At 49.7% G+C, this 17255-nt stretch carries 15 protein-coding genes; 4 read left to right on the top strand and 11 right to left on the bottom strand.

Going from position 1 to position 17255, the window contains the following annotated elements; translation table 11 throughout:
• Nucleotides 1-21 precede the first annotated feature (21 nt).
• From FXF61_RS14940 to FXF61_RS12620, 3 genes are read right to left on the bottom strand one after another with little or no spacing between them, the layout of a single operon-like run.
• Nucleotides 22-1935 (bottom strand): GGDEF domain-containing protein, encoded by a 1914-nt coding sequence (locus FXF61_RS14940; RefSeq protein WP_178087313.1) that lies wholly within the window; start codon nt 1933-1935, stop codon nt 22-24.
• A 12-nt stretch (nt 1936-1947) separates the two neighbouring features.
• The gene (locus FXF61_RS12625; RefSeq protein ID WP_151186101.1) at nt 1948-2808 is read right to left on the bottom strand and encodes an endonuclease/exonuclease/phosphatase family protein; all 861 of its coding nucleotides are present in this window, start codon (nt 2806-2808) and stop codon (nt 1948-1950) included.
• A 15-nt stretch (nt 2809-2823) separates the two neighbouring features.
• Nucleotides 2824-3453: a thiol:disulfide interchange protein DsbA/DsbL gene (locus FXF61_RS12620; protein ID WP_151185588.1), complete on the bottom strand. Its 630-nt coding sequence runs from the start codon at nt 3451-3453 to the stop codon at nt 2824-2826.
• A 419-nt stretch (nt 3454-3872) separates the two neighbouring features.
• Between FXF61_RS12620 and FXF61_RS12615 the strand changes: the two genes are divergently transcribed.
• The gene (locus FXF61_RS12615; protein ID WP_151185587.1) at nt 3873-4715 is read left to right on the top strand and encodes a LysR family transcriptional regulator; all 843 of its coding nucleotides are present in this window, start codon (nt 3873-3875) and stop codon (nt 4713-4715) included.
• Nucleotides 4716-4906: 191 nt separating this feature from the next.
• Here the strand turns inward: FXF61_RS12615 and FXF61_RS12610 are convergent, their stop codons facing one another.
• From FXF61_RS12610 to FXF61_RS12600, 3 genes are all read right to left on the bottom strand, one after another.
• Nucleotides 4907-5044 carry a hypothetical protein gene (locus FXF61_RS12610; RefSeq protein WP_256663427.1) on the bottom strand — a complete coding sequence of 46 codons (138 nt, stop codon included), beginning with the start codon at nt 5042-5044 and terminating at the stop codon, nt 4907-4909.
• 60 nt (nt 5045-5104) lie between these two features.
• Nucleotides 5105-6550: a cytochrome-c oxidase, cbb3-type subunit I gene (ccoN, locus tag FXF61_RS12605; protein ID WP_151185585.1), complete on the bottom strand. Its 1446-nt coding sequence runs from the start codon at nt 6548-6550 to the stop codon at nt 5105-5107.
• Nucleotides 6551-6870: 320 nt separating this feature from the next.
• Nucleotides 6871-7227 (bottom strand): NADH:ubiquinone oxidoreductase, encoded by a 357-nt coding sequence (locus FXF61_RS12600; protein WP_151185584.1) that lies wholly within the window; start codon nt 7225-7227, stop codon nt 6871-6873.
• Between the two features lie 133 nt (nt 7228-7360).
• On the opposite strand from FXF61_RS12600, the gene FXF61_RS12595 reads away from it, so the two are divergent.
• Nucleotides 7361-8344: a GTP-binding protein gene (locus FXF61_RS12595; RefSeq protein WP_151185583.1), complete on the top strand. Its 984-nt coding sequence runs from the start codon at nt 7361-7363 to the stop codon at nt 8342-8344.
• Nucleotides 8345-8360: 16 nt separating this feature from the next.
• Entirely contained in the window at nt 8361-9245 is an 885-nt protein-coding gene (locus FXF61_RS12590) for an alpha/beta fold hydrolase (RefSeq protein WP_151185582.1), read from the top strand.
• Here FXF61_RS12590 and FXF61_RS12585 read toward each other — a convergent pair.
• Genes FXF61_RS12585 through FXF61_RS12575 form a run of 3 tightly spaced genes read right to left on the bottom strand, consistent with a single transcriptional unit; the run spans nt 9235 to nt 13685 of the window.
• Nucleotides 9235-10623 carry an HDOD domain-containing protein gene (locus tag FXF61_RS12585; RefSeq protein ID WP_151185581.1) on the bottom strand — a complete coding sequence of 463 codons (1389 nt, stop codon included), beginning with the start codon at nt 10621-10623 and terminating at the stop codon, nt 9235-9237. The genes FXF61_RS12590 and FXF61_RS12585 overlap by 11 nt on opposite strands.
• A 60-nt stretch (nt 10624-10683) precedes the next feature.
• Nucleotides 10684-12762, bottom strand: coding sequence for an ATP-dependent DNA helicase RecG (gene recG / locus FXF61_RS12580; protein WP_151185580.1), 2079 nt, complete (start codon nt 12760-12762; stop codon nt 10684-10686).
• 2 nt (nt 12763-12764) lie between these two features.
• Complete coding sequence (locus tag FXF61_RS12575) at nt 12765-13685, bottom strand: hydrogen peroxide-inducible genes activator (RefSeq protein WP_151185579.1); 921 nt, start codon at nt 13683-13685, stop codon at nt 12765-12767.
• 96 nt (nt 13686-13781) lie between these two features.
• On the opposite strand from FXF61_RS12575, the gene FXF61_RS12570 reads away from it, so the two are divergent.
• Entirely contained in the window at nt 13782-14642 is an 861-nt protein-coding gene (locus FXF61_RS12570) for an SDR family oxidoreductase (RefSeq protein WP_256663425.1), read from the top strand.
• Between the two features lie 21 nt (nt 14643-14663).
• Here FXF61_RS12570 and FXF61_RS12565 read toward each other — a convergent pair whose 3' ends face one another.
• Complete coding sequence (locus tag FXF61_RS12565; RefSeq protein WP_151185578.1) at nt 14664-15044, bottom strand: RidA family protein; 381 nt, start codon at nt 15042-15044, stop codon at nt 14664-14666.
• A gap of 76 nt (nt 15045-15120) precedes the next feature.
• Entirely contained in the window at nt 15121-17232 is a 2112-nt protein-coding gene (gene spoT / locus FXF61_RS12560) for a bifunctional GTP diphosphokinase/guanosine-3',5'-bis pyrophosphate 3'-pyrophosphohydrolase (RefSeq protein ID WP_151185577.1), read from the bottom strand.
• Between the last annotated feature and the right edge of the window lie 23 nt (nt 17233-17255).

The raw sequence follows: 17255 nt of genomic DNA, 5'->3' as shown, positions 1-17255 counted from the left end.
TTGCAACCCACAACGTTAGAATCAATTGATACTTGACTCAGTGTTATCGCCTAGATCTGCTACGCTTACTTGATTACGACCTGCGGCTTTAGCGGCATATAAGGCTTGATCAATGCGCTCGAAGGCCTGCTCAAGCGATTCGCTGGTTGAAACTTGTCCAATACCCGCTGAGAACGTAATTGTTACCGGCTCGCCTCTAAAGTGAAATGGGCAAGCTGCAACGGCTAAGCGCAACTCGTCTATCAGCCAGCAACCTTCATCTAGTGCTGTGTCAGGCAGTAATATGGCGTATTCTTCGCCGCCAAATCGGGCAATAAAATCAGTTTTTCTTAAACGCTTTTTCAGCTCTTGGGCAATCAGTCGTAGCACTTTATCACCAGCTAAATGACCGTAGCTGTCATTGATGCGCTTGAAGTGGTCAATATCGACAATGCTCAACAACAGTGAGCTGCCACTGCGTTTTATGCGTGCATATTCAAGCTCTGAGCGCTCGTTCCAAGCCGTGCGATTGGCTAAACCTGTTAGCGGATCCAAGAGCGCTTTCTGCCGCTGCTCTTCTAGCTTTGTGGTTAATTGCTGGGTTTCTTGCTCCATCAGTCTAGAGTGCTCGGTCAGTGCTTGAAAGCGCTCGTAAATCACAGAGTCTGTCTGCATACGCTTTTCTTGATAAGCCTGTAGAGTGTTAATAAAGGTGTTGAGGCGTGTATCAACCAGTTTCTTTAAGTCGCTAAGATCTGTTGATGTGCGCACATCATCATGGAAACCGCTGACATGTTGGCGCAGGTCTTTATCTAACGTTTGTGCATCTTTGGCTGACTCTGAGTAGCCGCTTGATGTTGCTTGTAAGGTGTCATGAAATGACGTTAGGCGCTGGTTTAAATCAAGTAAATAGCGCTCAAGTCCATTGTCAGCACCATTGGCGATAGCCAGAATAATATTGGATAACTCGTCTAGTAAAGGAGCCAGCTCATACCAGTTGAGGCCTTTATCGATGCGCGATCGTAACTCAAGTGCGTGCTGCTCATGGGTATCGCTAATCGGTAAATCGTTGAGCAATGTGGTCAATGTTTGGTGAATATGGTGGGCAACTGAACTGTAGCTGGCATCCATTAGCATTGGTAAAGCGTAGCTGTCATCCATGTTGTCGATAGGATCGCGCTGTTGTGTGTCTTGATTGTGATCAGGGCCAGCGGGCGTTTCAGCTGTGAGTGCACTGAGCTCTAGATATTCAGGTGTTTGTGCTGCTGGCGCTTGCTCTCTACATGCAATCGCAGCACGCTCTTGCTCTTGCTCTTGCTCTTGCTCTTGCTCTTGCTCTTGCTCTTGCTCTTGCTCTTGCTCTTGCTCTTGCTCTTGCTCTTGCTCTTGCTCTTGCTCTTGCTCTTGCTTTGTTTGCTTTGTTTGTTCAGCGGTTTTGAAAAAACGACTGAATAAGCTAGGCGCAGGTGGTGCTGCTTGCTCTAGCGCAGTGCTGGTATTGAAGGCACGGTCTTGTAATGCTTTGAGTTGGTTAAGCAGATTGTGCAAGTTATATGATTGAGAAAGTTGTTGATGCAGGTTTTTTTCAAAAAATTTCAGCTCTTTCTGCACGTCTTTAGCGGGCTGTAACTGATGCAATTGCTGGGCAAGTTGCGTCAGTGTTGCACCCAGTATGGCTTTGCGCTGTTGCAGATTTTTTTCAGATTTAAGTACGGCTTTTTCTAATTGATTCGTGTGACTTTCGAGCTCTACGTTATTAATATCTTTACGCAGAAATGTTCGCAACAAGCGTAATTGCTGGTCAAGTTGCTGATCATTGCCTTCAGCCGCCAAGCTGCTGCGTATTAGCGCACGTATAAGCAAGTCAGTTTGCGTATTAAAACCTATCTCGATTTTTTCTTGTTTATCGAGCAGCTCAAGATATTTTTTCTTCCAAGCTAAAGCATCGTTTTGCATGGCTAATCCGTTCTAATACGGTGCAATCTTGTCAAGTGAAGTGGGTGCTGAGTCGGGTAAAATAATGTCCATTGATACCGGTAAGTGATCAGAGATAGGTATCGGTAGCACTGACATATTGCTAACTTCGAGTTCAGAACTGATTAAAATATGATCAAGGCAATGCTGCGGCTTCCAGCTCGGAAAGGTTGCGTCTGTTTGAGCTGCGCGCAAGTTCAGCGCTTTGAGTGGTGAGTTAATTAATAAATCTTCAGCATGGGTGTTCATATCACCCATAAGCACAATGTGGCGGTAGTCAGTGACGATTTCGCGTATGTAGTCAAGCTGGCGCTGACGGGCACGGGTGCCAAGAGCAAGATGCATAGAGACGACCGCAATAGAGTCTGAATCCGATCCAATTTGCGCCAAAATAGCCCCACGCCCAGCAGGTCCAGGCAGTGGATGATCCTCGAGCCTTTGTGGCTGCAGGCGGCTTAAGAGGCCGTTACTGTGCTGGGCAAATCGGCCTAAATCGCGATTACGCTGTTGATACCAATAGGGGAAGTTACCCAGCTGTGCCAGTTGCTGCACCTGATTGATATTGCCAGAGCGTAAACTGCCACCATCGGCTTCTTGCAGGGCAACAATGTCGTAGTCGTTGAGCAAAAAGCCGATCTTTTCTAAGTTGCGGTAACGCTCCTGATGCGGTAACAGGTGCTTCCAGCTGCGTGTTAGGTAGTGCCTGTAGGCACTGGTGCTGATGCCCACTTGTATATTGAAGCTTAATAAACGAATGTGCCGATCATCACGCGGCAAGGAATCCGGGCTGCACAACACATTATGGTTGGCATCGCAGCGAATAATTGAGCGCTCTTTATTGAAACGACGCGGCATCAACACGGCTGGACCCTATTCAGATTGGCGTTCTTTTTCAATCAGCACATCGGCAACGCCTACAGTTTCCTGCATGCCGCCAGCCATACCGATATCAAAACGGTATTTACCATTAACCACTAGGGTTGGAACACTGCTGATTTGATACGCCATGGCGAGTTTCTTAGCTTTTTCCATTTGGCTTTTTACGCTAAAGGAGTTCCAGGTTTTGGTAAACAGTGCTTTGTCGACACCTTGCTCGGCAATAAAGCCGGTGATTTCATTCAATGAAGACAGTTTACGGCCACCATTGTGTATTGCATCAAAAACACTGTGATGAACTTTTTCATCAGTCTGCATGGCTTCTAAGGTGTAAAAAAGTTGGCCGTATAAATCCCAAACACCACCAAACATAGCTGGCATGCGCATAAAGTTTACATCTTCAGATAGCGTTGTAGACCATGGTGCAAGCGCCGACTCAAGTTGATAGCAATATGGGCAGCTGTAGCCAAATACTGCTACCACTTCGATTTTTTCTGGCTGTGCAACAGGCACTGGACTGCTTAGGGTCACATAGTTGCGGCCCTCAACCAGCTCTTGCGCAAACACTGTGGTGCCAAATAAGCTGGCACCGACCAATACAGCTGATAAAACTAAATTGCGCATCATAAACCCCATTAAATTATTAGTTTGAGCGTGAATTCAAAGTATGTTTGTGGACAGCGTAGCCTTGTGCTGGTTCTAAGTGCAAGAGCATGAAGACGTAGAGCTGTATCTTTACGCTAAGGTTGCCGATAACAATGTATTGTATAACACACTATTTTACGTGTTGAGCCAGCACTCACTCTATCAGTATATGCGCATACAAGACGCATTTATGGCGCTTTAGCCAATTATTATAACACGATTGCCGTCTTGGCCCTTGCGCTGCAAAGCTTGATTTGTTTTGTTGATATCGACGCCATAGCCGTTAATCTAGTATGGTTTTATTTATGTCGAAAATGTCGCATGTTAGCCAGAAGAGTGCATCATTAAACCTTAATAGACTAAAAAGCTTGCTGCAGGCAAGGTGGTTTTAAGCGGTTATGGATATAGAACTTGCTCGTACCTTTTTAGTGATTGTCCGCTGCGGCAGTTTTGTTGCTGCGGCTGAGCAGTTGTGTGTCACGCAAACCACAGTCACCGCGCGGGTTAAAAACCTTGAAGCACAGCTTAATTGCTCTTTGTTTGTACGCAACCGCGCCGGCGCCAGTTTGACCGTGCATGGCGAGCACTTTGTGCATTATGCGCATCAGTTGCTACAAATATGGGAGGCTGCGCGCACTGCTTTGCCTTTTCCAGAAAGCCTGCAAGTGCAAGTGCGCCTAGCGGCGGAAACCAGTTTGTGGAATCCGCTGCTCAAAGATTGGTTTATGCAGCTGTCTAAAGAGCAGACCAGTTATGCGGTCAATGCCAGCGTGTACGATGTCAGCACCCTGTGTAAAAAATTAGAAAGTGCTGAGTTGGATGCCGTGTTAATGCATCAGCCGCACTATTGGCCAGGCTTGCAGGTGGAGCAGCTTCTCGAAGAAAAACTGGTGCTGGTGCAATCGGTATTGCAACCTGAGCCTTATATCTATATTGATTGGGGAACATTGTTTCGTCAGCAACATGATGCCGTGTTACCTGAGCATGCACATAGCGCTATGCGCTGCAATTTTGGTCCGCTGGGTCTGCATACGATTTTGCAGCATGGTGGTCGTGGTTATTTTAGAACCCGTGTGGTTGAGCCGTATATTGCTGAGGGCGCCTTGCAGCGTGTAGCGCATGCGCCTGAGTTTTCTTGGCCACTGTATGTCGTTTATGCTGATGGGCAACCCAACGCAGCTGTAGAGCATGCATTAAGCGTGTTAAAAACGTTAATGCAAGCGGATGCCAGTTGGCAGTAACAGTGCCTCAAAGAAAAAGCAGTACAGACAGCATCTAGCCAATAGTGTGCTGAAGTGTTTAATGCAAGGCTAATGGCTTTAAGTCGTTAAGCCTATACGAGTTAGACTCTGAGCAGGCTTGAACGACAAAAACAGCCACACATAGGATGCCGTTGTTGAGAGCTTAAGGGCTGTGTGGCTATTCCTTGAGCTTAGGCCTGCAACGCTGTTTGCTGCGCGAGGTGCTCGGGTAAGCAAGCGCGTCCTGTTTCCTTTTCAACACGTTTAGCTGCATCAGGATCATCAGCAAAAGGCAACATCGCAGCTTGATCCATTTGCAGCAGGCTCATGTGTCTTAAGCTCCAATAACCTGCTGTGATAAGTAGAACACTGAATAGAATAGGCATCAGTTAAACCTCCACAGGTTGTGCTGCAGGTACATTGTCTGGAGCTGGTTGTTGCGCGGGTCTGCGCAAGGTCAGCCAAGTGTTGCACAGCATTAGTAGCATACCGAGAAGAAACAGTGAGCCGCCAATTAAGCGTGCGATATAGCCTGCATGGGATGCTTGTAAAGCCTCGACAAATGAATAAGACAAGGTGCCGTCATCATTAATTGCACGCCACATCAGGCCTTGGGTGAGGCCGTTGACCCACATCGCGGCGATATAAATCACCGTACCAGCTGTAGCCAGCCAGAAGTGCAGGTTAATCAAACGCGTGCTGTACATCTCGGCATGGTTCCAGAGTTTGGGAATCATGTGATAAAGACTACCAAAGCTGACCATTGCCACCCAGCCTAAAGCGCCGGCATGTACGTGACCGATAGTCCAGTCAGTATAGTGCGACAAAGAGTTGACAGTTTTGATCGCCATCATTGGGCCTTCAAAGGTCGACATGCCATAAAAAGCGAGCGCAACAACTAAGAAACGTAAGATTGGGTCGCTGCGTAACTTATGCCAAGCACCGGATAAGGTCATCATACCGTTAATCATCCCGCCCCAGCTTGGCACCAGCAGAATAATCGACATCACCATGCCTAAACTTTGCGCCCAGTCGGGTAGCGCTGTGTAGTGCAGGTGGTGCGGGCCAGCCCAGATATATACTGAAATAATCGCCCAGAAATGCACGATGGATAAACGGTAGGAATAAATCGGACGATTGACCTGTTTGGGCACAAAGTAATACATCATACCGAGGAAGCCGACCGACAAAATAAAGCCGACAACGCTATGACCAAACCACCATTGCACCATGGCGTCGGTTGCGCCCGAATATAATGAGTAAGATTTCAGCAGAGATACCGGGGTCGCTGCGTGGTTAATAATATGCACCATCGCAGTAACGATGATAAAAGCACCATAAAACCAATTGGCTACATAAATGTGTGAGGTTTGGCGGCGCACAATGGTGCCGAAAAATAGCCACAGATAGATCAACCACAGTACAGCTAGAACGATAGCCAAAGGCCATTCCATTTCTGCGTATTCTTTGCTGGTGGTATAACCCAGCGCATAGCTGGTGACAGTCGCGAGCAACATTGCTTGCCAACCCCAAAACAGCAGGCTTGCTGCGCGATCAGAAGGCAGGCGTGCATAGCAGCTGCGCTGGACAATATACAAAGAAGTGGAAATCAGTGCGCAACCACCGAAGGCAAAAATCACGATGTTGGTGTGAATAGGACGAATACGACCAAAACTGGTCCAAGGTAGATCGAAATTGAGTTCTGGCCAGACCAGCTGCGCGGCAATAAAGACGCCCATGCTCATCCCTAATAAGCCCCAGATTAAAGTGGCAATGGTGAACTGGCGAACCACTTTATAGTTGTAGGCAACAGCCTGCTGAGTTGCAGTATTCATACTATATCTAGCGCAGGTGCTCGGACGCTGAGCAATCAAAGTGGGCAGCAACGAGCAACGCCATCCTCCTTAAGTGTTGAAGAGGTCTGCTCAAGTGAGTTTGAAGCAGTGACAACCCACCTAGCGGTAATTGATTTAAATCAATGTGACTATGCTAGAACGCTGCCTGTTTATAAACAAATGAATATTATTGAATGTTGATATCAATATTTATGCGCTTAAAGATTGGATAACGGTTAAGAGGGGGTGTGTAGTGTTGCGTGGAGTATAGAGGAGTGCTCAGCCTAATAAATGCTTGTAGTTATGCTGAAAATACAGGCTTAATACGCTGTCCATATCCCTTTGTTTTGTCGCTCACACGCGGGTTTGAGATAACGCGCATCGCTGGCGACACCATAGTAATGAATATCTTGCTGGTACGAGGGTACACCGGCGCTTTGCGCATTGCGGCAGATGCCAAAGGCACCGATGGGACATTGTTCAACAAAGGTTACGGTGGTCTTCTGTCCTTTTAATTGCGGCTGACAAAAACCACTTTTAAACAGATGTTCAGGAATACTTCGATTCTGTTGGCAGATTTTTACTTTAACCCGCTGATCAACCGACTCAATAATGCAGGCCTGGGCAAAAATATGCGGGCTGATCAGTAATAGCAATAAGGCATAGCAAGCGCGCATCCTAACCTCCAAAATCTTGAACAAGCCGTACCATCTTAACCAAGCGCTGGCATGAGGTGAAGGGGCGTACATGTATAAAGCATTTTTGTTAAGGTGGCGTTTTCTTAAAGTCTTTGTTGAGTGAGCCGTGGCGATGTTGCAGCATATTCCAACACATGTGATTTCAGGGTCTTTGGGGGCAGGCAAAACCAGCGTATTGCGCAGCTTAATGGCGCAGCGCCCCAGCCATGAGCGCTGGGCGGTGTTGATCAATGAGTTTGGTGATATTGGCCTTGATAGCGCTTTGCTCGATGGTGACCAACAAGGCGTTAGTTTTACCGAGGTGGCGGGCGGCTGTGTCTGTTGTGTCAATGGTGTGCCGTTCCAAGTGGGATTGGTGCAGTTACTGCGTAAAGCCAAGCCAGACCGCTTGTTTATTGAGCCATCGGGTTTGGGCCATCCGCTGCAGTTGCTTGAGCAGTTGCGTGACGTGCCTTGGTTGGATGTACTAGCAGTGCAACCGATGGTGCTGGTGCTTGATGCACAAAAAAACAACAGTGCGACTGCATTGGCGAGCATAGAGCCGGGATTGTTGGCGCAAACAGGTTTACTGCTGGTGAATAAGTGTGATGGCATCACACCCGAGCAAGAGCAGCTCTGGCAGCAAGCCTTTGCGCCATTACCGTTGCATTGCACGCGCCAAGGTCAGCTGGCTTATGCATTATTGCCCGGCTATCAGCAACAAGCGGGGCAGCAGGCTGCTGAAGATGTGTTTGCACCTGCCAGTGTTGCAGTGGGCGTGCTTTGGCGTGACCCGCAACAGCCGATCTGCTCGGTTAACGCGCAAGCAGAGGGGTGGAGTATCGGCTGGCGCTGGCATCCCTCGCAGCAGTTTGAGTTGATGCGCGTGCAGCTGTGGTTGATGCAAATGTCTTGGCAGCGCGCCAAGTGTGTCTTGCATACCAATGCCGGTTGGCTGTCAGGCAATGCGTTGGGTGGGCAAAGCATTCAATGGCAAAATACCGAGTGGCGCAAAGATTCACGCTTGGAGCTGATTTTTGCTGAGGCGCAAGATCAACAGCGCTTAACTGCAGAGCTCGCCTTATGCCGTGTTACCCAGTCATTTAGCCAAAAATAATAAGGAATAGCGCAGCATGAATCTACTGCCATGGGCATACACAACGAGTGCCCAGATTACTTTGCGTGGCTGGCACAGCACGCCCTCGGGCAAACCAGTTTTGCATTTCCTACATGGCAATGGTTTTTGTGGGCGGGTGTATGAGCCAATGCTGGAGCGCTTAAGTGCTGATTTTGATCTGTGGCTGTGTGATATTCAGGGGCATGGTGACAGTGATGCAGGGACGCACTTCCTAGGTTGGAATCGCAATGCTGAGCTGGCTGTTGAGGCTTTTCAAGCACAGAGTCAAATGTTCGCTAGCGTCCCTGTATATGCCGCAGCACATAGCCTCGGCGGGGTATTAACCAGCTTAATTATGGCGCAACATCCGCAGTTGTTTAAACGCACGGTGCTCTTGGACCCCGTTATTTTTACCCCAGCATTGCAAATGTTTATTAAAACCTGTGAGCGCTTAGGTGTGACTGGGTTTAACAAACTGGCCAAGAGAACTGCTGTGCGCCGTATGCATTGGCCGGATCGGCAAACAGCTTATGCGAGCTTAACTGGTCGCGGTGCCTTTAAAGATTGGGCTCCTGAGGCGCTGACAGCCTTTGTTGATCATGCTTTGCGACCTGCGGAGCAGGGCGGCGTGCAGCTAAAATGTGCACCGCAGCTTGAGGCAACTATTTTCAGTTCAGCTGCCAATGGTTTATGGCGTGCTTTGCGTCAAGTGCAAACGCCTGTGTTGATGCTGTATGGCACTCAGACCTTTCCATTTGTGATTAAATCGGCAGCCTTGTGGCAGCAGCGCAACAGGTATTTGCGTACGGAGCAGGTCACAGGAGGGCATTGTTTTATACAACAAGACCCTGCAACAGCAGCACAGCGGGTGCGTACATTTTTACTGAGTGCTACTTGCTAAACTGCTTTACCAGCTCTTGCAGTGCCAGTTCTGCGTCAAGCACGCGCTGTAATGCCTGTTGTGCGCTGTCTGCTGAGATGTCTAAACGCTGATACAGGCTGTCAGGAATGTTACTGTCATGCGTGTAGCCAATCCCCTGTTGTGCGAGTAAGCGCTGTGCTAAAAAGTTAAGATTAGGATAGTGGGCGTGGGCGCCTTGATAGCTAGGGTCATCTTGATAACGCAGTGCATAGACCAACTCCTCAGGGATGTGCCAGCATTGCATCAGCCATGCACCCATTTGTTCGCGAGTTGTGCCGAGTATGTGCTGTTCAATCACGCTATGGCTTAAGTGTAAATTGACTTCCAGAGAGCGGCAGACAAGCGAAAAATACGATGGAAAGGTATGCGCCAACAGCGCAAAACCCAAGTTATGTAAAAGGCCAGCAAGATAAACTAAGCCATTTTCAGGCTTGTTGTTGATCGGCATAGCACGGGCTAGGCCCTCAATAAGTGCTGCGGTGTAAATGGCTTGGTGCCAATAGGGTGTGCGGTGCAGAGGCCGATCTTTAGGCAAAGGAAGGCTTTTACCCAATGATAAGCCCAGAGCTAGATTAATCACTAAGTCAAAGCCTAAAACACGCACAATTGCATCTTCTACAGAGCGGATTTTGCCTGGCGCAGCATAATAGGGCGATACCGCCCAGCTGATCACTTGAGCGGCCAGCGGTGGATCGGTTTCTACGATAGCGGCCAGCTCATCAACACCCGCCAGGGGGTCAGTACGTAAGCGCAGGACTTTTTTTGCTGTGTCGCTAAGCACTGGGATTTCTAAGGTTTCTTCGAGGCGTTTATGGATACGACGAGACGTTAAAGTGATAACAGCTTGCTCAATACCCTGTGCATCATCGCTCACAGGGCGATGATTAGGATGTTTTGAAGGCACTGCTTGGCTGCAGTCCATGGCTTGCGCGTTGACTAGCAGTTTTTTTAAGTCTGCTGCTGTAAGACCAAGTAGAACGCCCTTCACACCTGACTCAATATAAGCCATGGGCTGCGCTAGTAAAGACGATGCGTATAAGCATGGCATGTTAAATAATGCCGGCATGGCCGGCAGCGCGTCCATTGAGTAAAAACTGGCTGCAGGCGGGAACGTCGTTAACGCCTGCCAGTTCTCACCTGTTAGCGTATTAAGCTGGCCTAAGTCGAGGATATGATTGCGCGGAATAAGCACCAAGCGTTGCTGACCAAGGTGCTGTAGCAGAATGGCATGCACCCGCAATGCGGGCTCAACAGTATGAGCTGAGTGAACACTAAAGGTGACTTGTGCTGCATCTAAAGCATGAGTAACAGCAGTTGAAATAGACTTATCAGTAGCAGTAGGGTCGGCATAACGCATCGCTAGTCACCTAAATAGCTTGAATGTTAATACGAGTATAGCGTGCTTTTTTCGTAGTGTTTAAACTTGGCCATATTGTTGTCCATATTTGAGCCAGCGTTCTAATAGCGGACTGACATGTGCAGGCCAGTGTTCAAGCAGCTGGCACGCGGCCTCGCGCACGGCAGGTAGAAGCGCTGCGTCACGCATTAAATCAGCCACTTTAAATTGCAACAAACCCGTTTGCCGAGTACCAAGCATTTCACCTGGACCGCGCAGCTCTAAGTCTTTTTCGGCAATAACAAAGCCATCATTGGTTTCACGCATAATCGCCAAACGTTCGCGGCCAATTTGCGATAGTGGGGCATGATAAAGCAAGACGCAGTGGCTGGCGGTGCTGCCACGTCCTACTCGGCCACGCAATTGGTGCAATTGTGCTAAGCCCAGACGCTCAGGATTCTCAATGATCATCAGACTGGCATTGGGTACATCGACACCCACCTCAATCACCGTGGTGGCAACCAACAATTGCAGCTCGCCTTGTTTAAAGGATTCCATGACCGCAACTTTTTCTGCTGATTTCATGCGGCCATGGATCAAGCCAACTCTTTGCCCTGCCAGCGCCAAGGTTAAGTCTTCAAAGGTGCTTTGTGCCGCTTGGCAGGTCAGCTCTTCTGATTCTTCAATCAGGGTGCACACCCAATAGGCTTGGCGACCTTCTAAACAGGCGGCACGCACACGTTCAATGACTTCTGGGCGGCGCGTATCGCTGAGCACTAGGGTGTTGACTGGTGTGCGACCGGGCGGCAGCTCATCCAGTACTGAGGTGTCGAGGTCTGCATACGCGCTCATAGCTAAAGTGCGCGGAATCGGGGTTGCAGTCATGATGAGTTGGTGTGGGCTGTACAGGCCATCGACACCCTTCTTACGCAAGGCTAAACGCTGCTGTACACCAAAACGGTGCTGCTCATCAATAATGGCTAAAGCGAGGTTATGAAACTGTACTTCATCTTGAAAGAGCGCATGGGTGCCGACCACCATGGGAACACCGCCTGCTATTTGCTCCAGTGCTTTGGTGCGCGCTTTACCTTTCAATTTGCCGGCCAGCCACGCCACTTCGATATTGAGTGGCGCCAGCCATTTGCTGAAGTTTATAAAATGCTGCTCGGCAAGAATCTCAGTCGGTGCCATTAACGCCACTTGATAGCCGGCTTCCAGTGCCTGCAAAGCGGCTAAGGCGGCGACTACTGTTTTGCCAGCGCCGACATCGCCTTGCACGAGGCGCAGCATCGGTACATCTTGGCTCAGATCCCAGGCAATTTCTGCACCGACACGGTGTTGTGCGCCAGTGGGGGTAAAGCCTAGGTTATTTAGAAATAGTTGCGGTAGTTTTTGCGCTGGGGGCAGCTGTGGTGCACGCTGCTGGCGCAGACTTTCGCGCACGCGCTGAATTGATAATTGGTGCGTCAGCATTTCTTCAAAGGCTAAACGCTGCTGAGCCCAGTGCACACCTTCAGCCAGCTCTTCTAGGTCAGCATCTGGCGGTGGTTGGTGCAGGTAGCGAATCGCTTCATGCAGAGCGCCGAGCTGGTACTCGCTGATCATTGCAGGGGGTAGCCAGTCCGGTAAGCTGCGCGCATTTAAAAAGCTCAACGCCTGTACGCATAGATCACGCAAGCGCAATTGCGTGAGCCCTTCGGTGGTTGGGTAAATCGCGGTAAGCGTGGTGTGCAGTGGCTGCTCTTCGGCAGAATTATGCACGCGGTATTCAGGGTGATAAATTTCTAATCCTGTTGCCCCAGGCCGCACTTCGCCGTAGCAACGGACTTGCACCCCTTTTTCCAGTGCATTTTTTTGCGCCATACTGAAATGAAAAAAACGTAAGGTGAGGCCGCCGCTGCCATCTTGGATGCGCACCAGCAGGCTGCGCCTTTTGCCCATGACAATATTGGCGGCCATCACCACACCCGCGACCACCGCATCTTGTCCGGGGCGCAACGCACCGATAGGCGTAATGCGTGTGCGGTCTTGGTAGCGTGAAGGCAGATGAAATAAGACATCCTGCAGGTTTTCTAGGCCCACTTTAGCCAGTTTTTCAGCAACAGCGGGACCAACACCTTTGAGCACGGTAATCGGCGTATGCACCAGTAGCTCTGCCATGGTTACGGCTCGCGATAGGCTTGTGCGGCATCGCACTGACGAATTGCATCCATCAGCACATCAATGGCTTTCGGGCGTGGAAAGGTTGCGCGCCACGCAATAGCGACAGTGCGCGTTGGCACAGGATCAGTAAAGGGGCGTACAGCAATCACCCCTTCTGCATAGCGGTGGTTGTCTACCGCCGATAAGGGCAGTACCGATACGCCTAGTCCTGAAGCAACCATGTGACGGATGGTTTCTAGGGAGCTGGCTTCGACAGTGGTGTAGCGGTTTTCTGGGTTGCCGGGCAGCATCACGGGACAGGCTTCGAGCACTTGATCACGAAAGCAATGCCCCTCACCCAGCAACAATAAGCTTTTGTCATTGAGCATGTCGTTATCAATGCTGTCTTTCTGTGTCCAGGGGTGCTCAGCGGGTAGCAGCACGCAAAAAGGTTCTTTATAGGCTGCTTTCGTGAGCACGTCGGCATCTTGGTAAGGCAGCGCGATGATGATTACGTCTAACTCACCTTTGCGCAGTTTTTCACGCAACACGTGTGTGAAGTTTTCTTCAATATACAGTGGCATTTCCGGTGCGCTGCGATGCAACAGTGGAATCATCTGAGGAAATAAGTAAGGACCAACGGTATAAATCGCACCAACCCGCAGTGGTGCAGCCAGTTGGTTTTTCCCGGCTTGCGCCAGCTCGCGAATGGTTTGTGCTTGCTCAAGTACGCGCTGGGCTTGGGCAACAATGGCTTCGCCAACTGGGGTTACGCGCACGGCATTTTTACTGCGCTCAAAAATAAGTACGCCTAAATCTTTTTCTAGTTTTTTTACCCCGACTGATAAGGTCGGTTGGCTGATATGGCACTGTTCTGCTGCTCGCCCAAAGTGTTGAGTTTGCGCCAAAGCAACAATGTAGCGTAATTCGGTAAGAGTCATAGCTAATTCCAATCAAGATTGATATGAGCATAGCTGTTATATTAAATTGTGACCAATAATTCTTACGGTTATTTGACCGCCAATGGAGTGTTCAGGGTGCATAAACACAAGCGTTTAGTGATTGTTGGCTGTGGTGATATTGGCAGCCGTGTGGCGGTTTTGATGCAAAAGCAGGGCTGGCAGGTACATGGTTTACGCCGTAATCCTGCACGCTTGCCTGCGGGAATAACGCCGATTGCTGCGGATTTAAATCAGCCTGAGTGCCCAAGCGATTGGCCGCAACAGCCGATTGATTATGTTGTGTATGCCATGGCGGCGCAGAGTATGACAGAGGCTGGTTATCAGCAATCCTATGTGCAAGGTCAACGCCACTTGTACAGCTGGCTGGCGCAGCATAAGCAGCAACCAAAGCGGATTGTTTTTGTTTCCAGCACCAGCGTCTATGGGCAAAACGATGACAGCTGGATTGATGAGCAGTCACCCGCTGAGCCGCAGCGCTGGTCTGGGCAAATTATGCTGGACGCTGAGCAGTGTGCGCTCAATAGTGGCCATCCGGCGACGGCCGTACGCTTAACCGGTATTTATGGGCCAGATCGCAATATGCTGATAAAGCGAGTACGTGAGGGTTATCATGCGCCGCATTTACACAGTTTTACCAACCGTATCCATGCCGATGATGCTGCATCTTTAATTGCGGCTATCTTACAGGCGGATGCGCAGGGTCAGGACGTCGAATCACTGTATATTGGTGTGGATGATGAGCCAGCCGAACAGGCTGATGTAGTGGCCTGGCTGCAGCAGCAACTGCAGGTCAGTCGTGTGCCAGATTTAGTGTTAACACCGCGTTCGGGCAGCAAGCGTTGCAGTAATGCGCGAGCGCGGGCTTTAGGTTGGGTGCCGCAGTACAGCAGTTATCGCGAGGGCTATAGGGTGCAGTTGGCTGATTTTAAAGAATAGCCCCTACACCCTGTGCAGTGCTTAACCCAAATAGACAATGGCGTCCATTTCGACACACGCATCGCGTGGTAACGAGGCGACACCCACGGCTGCGCGCGCAGGGTAAGGGGCGCTGAAGTAACGTGCCATCACCTCATTGAGTGCGGCAAAGTTTCCTAAATCAGTTAAGAAAATATTGAGCTTAACAATATCACTCAGTGTGCCACCGGCGGCTTCGATCACTGCTTTTAGGTTCTCAAACACTTGTACCGCTTGCTGCTCAAAACCTTCAACCATTTCCATGGTGGTCGGGTTAAGTGGAATTTGCCCAGACACATACACTGTGTTCTCTACACGCACGGCTTGTGAGTAGGTGCCAATGGCGGCAGGGGCGTGCTCAGTGCTGATAATGGTTTTGCTCATGATGGTCTCCGGTGTTTAGAAAAAGCTGTGCGCGAGGCTGATTGTTTCAACTTAAAAGCGAGCGCGATACAAAAAGCTAGGCGCGTGTGCGAGTAATACGAGAGACACCAGCGAGGCCACGCAATTTGCGAATGATGCGCGCTAAGTGGACACGGCCACGTACGCTAATGCCCAATTGAATCACACTGATACGGCCGTCACGTTCATCGACACTGATTTTATCAATGTTGGCGTCGGCTTCACTGATAGTGCCTGCTAGCAGGGCAATCAAACCGCGCTGATGCGCTAATTCAATGCGCAGTTCAACATTGAATTCACTATCAATGTCTTTAGCCCACGTCAGTGGTATGCATTTTTCTGGGTTATTACGGAATTCGCTGATATTTTTACAGCTATCACGGTGCACGACCATGCCCTTACCGGCTGATAAGTGACCAACAATTAAATCGCCGGGGATCGGTGAGCAGCAGCGCGCGTAGTTAAGCACCAAGCCCTCGGTGCCGCGAATCACGAGCGGACCATCAGCAGCCAATGAGTTGGCGTCTAGCTCTTCGGTGGACAGTAAGCGTCGTGCAATCACATGGGCGGTGCGGTTACCCAGACCAATGTCTTCGAGCAGATCATCGCGCTCGTCCTGATGGTTTTCTTTGAGCAGTGCTTGTAAGCGCGACTCAGAAATATCTTCAAAGCGCACGCCTAAATTATCTAACGCTTTGCTCAGTAAACGCGCACCTAAAGTAACTGATTCCTCACGGCGCTGTTGTTTTAGAGCGTGGCGGATATGGGTACGTGCTTTGCCGGTGACAACAAAGTTCAGCCAGTTTGGGTTGGGCTGAGTATTAGGCGCGGTAATCACTTCAACCGTAGCCCCGCTTTCTAGGGCTTGTGATAATGGCGCTAAGCGGCGATTGACGCGGCAAGCAATACAGGTGTTGCCCACATCAGTGTGCACCGCATAAGCAAAGTCAACCGGGGTTGAACCTTTGGGCAGCTCCATGATGCGGCCTTTGGGGGTGAACACGTAGACTTCATCAGGGAATAAATCAATTTTAACGTTTTCAATAAACTCTAGCGAGTTACCCGCATTTTGTTGCAGCTCCAGCAAACCTTTGACCCACTGGCGTGCGCGCGCATGGTTAGTGCGTTGACCGTCTTCTTCAGTTTTGTACAGCCAGTGCGCAGCAATACCGTTGTTGGCCAGTTCTTCCATTTCACGGGTGCGGATTTGGATCTCAATCGGCACACCGTGCATACCAAACAGAGTGGTGTGCAGCGATTGATAGCCATTGGCTTTAGGGATCGCAATGTAATCTTTAAAGCGGCCAGGGAAGGGCTTGTATAAATTATGTACAGCGCCAAGCACGCGATAGCAGGTGTCCACTTTATCGACCACTATACGGAACGCGTACACATCCATGATTTCGTTAAAGGCTTTACGTTTGCCGCGCATTTTTCGATAAATGCTATACAGGTGCTTTTCGCGGCCGCTGACTTCACCCGGTAAGCCTTCACGCTCTAAACAGTGCGCGATAGACTCTTGGATTTTGTTAACGATTTCTTTACGGTTACCGCGCGAGCGCTTAACGGCTGCTTGAATGCGTTCGGCACGCATGGGATACATGGCTTTAAAACCAAGATCTTCAAACTCAGCATAGATACGGTTCATCCCCAAACGGTTGGCGATGGGCGCATAAATTTCTAGGGTCTCTTTGGCAATTCTGCGGCGTTTTTCAGCGTTTAATGCGCCGAGCGTGCGCATATTATGCAAACGGTCCGCGAGCTTAACTAAAATAACGCGAATATCGCGGGCCATCGCCATGGCCATTTTTCGAAAGTTTTCCGCCTGAGCCTCGGCTTTGCTGCCGAGTTTCATTTGCGTTAACTTGGTGACGCCATCGACTAACTCGGCAACACTTTCACCAAATTGTGCAGTGATCGCCTCTTTAGGAATGCCGGTATCTTCAATCACATCATGCAGCATGGCGGCCATCAAGCTTTGGTGGTCCATACGCATGTTTGCCAAAATAGTCGCAACAGCAAGCGGGTGAGTCACATAATGCTCACCGCTGCTACGTAATTGGCCATCATGGGCTTGTTCAGCGTAATAATACGCGCGGCGTACCGCATTGACTTGCTCTTTGCTTAGATACGTTGATAGCTGCCCAGTCAGGCGATCTAAAGCAGGCATAGCTCACCTCCTGGTAGTCGTTC

It is taken from the genome of Pseudomonas sp. C27(2019) (assembly GCF_008807395.1).
Taxonomy (GTDB): Bacteria; Pseudomonadota; Gammaproteobacteria; order Pseudomonadales; family Pseudomonadaceae; genus Denitrificimonas.
Note: the sequence above shows the minus strand (reverse complement) of the source record. Positions and strands in the feature narration are given on the sequence as shown.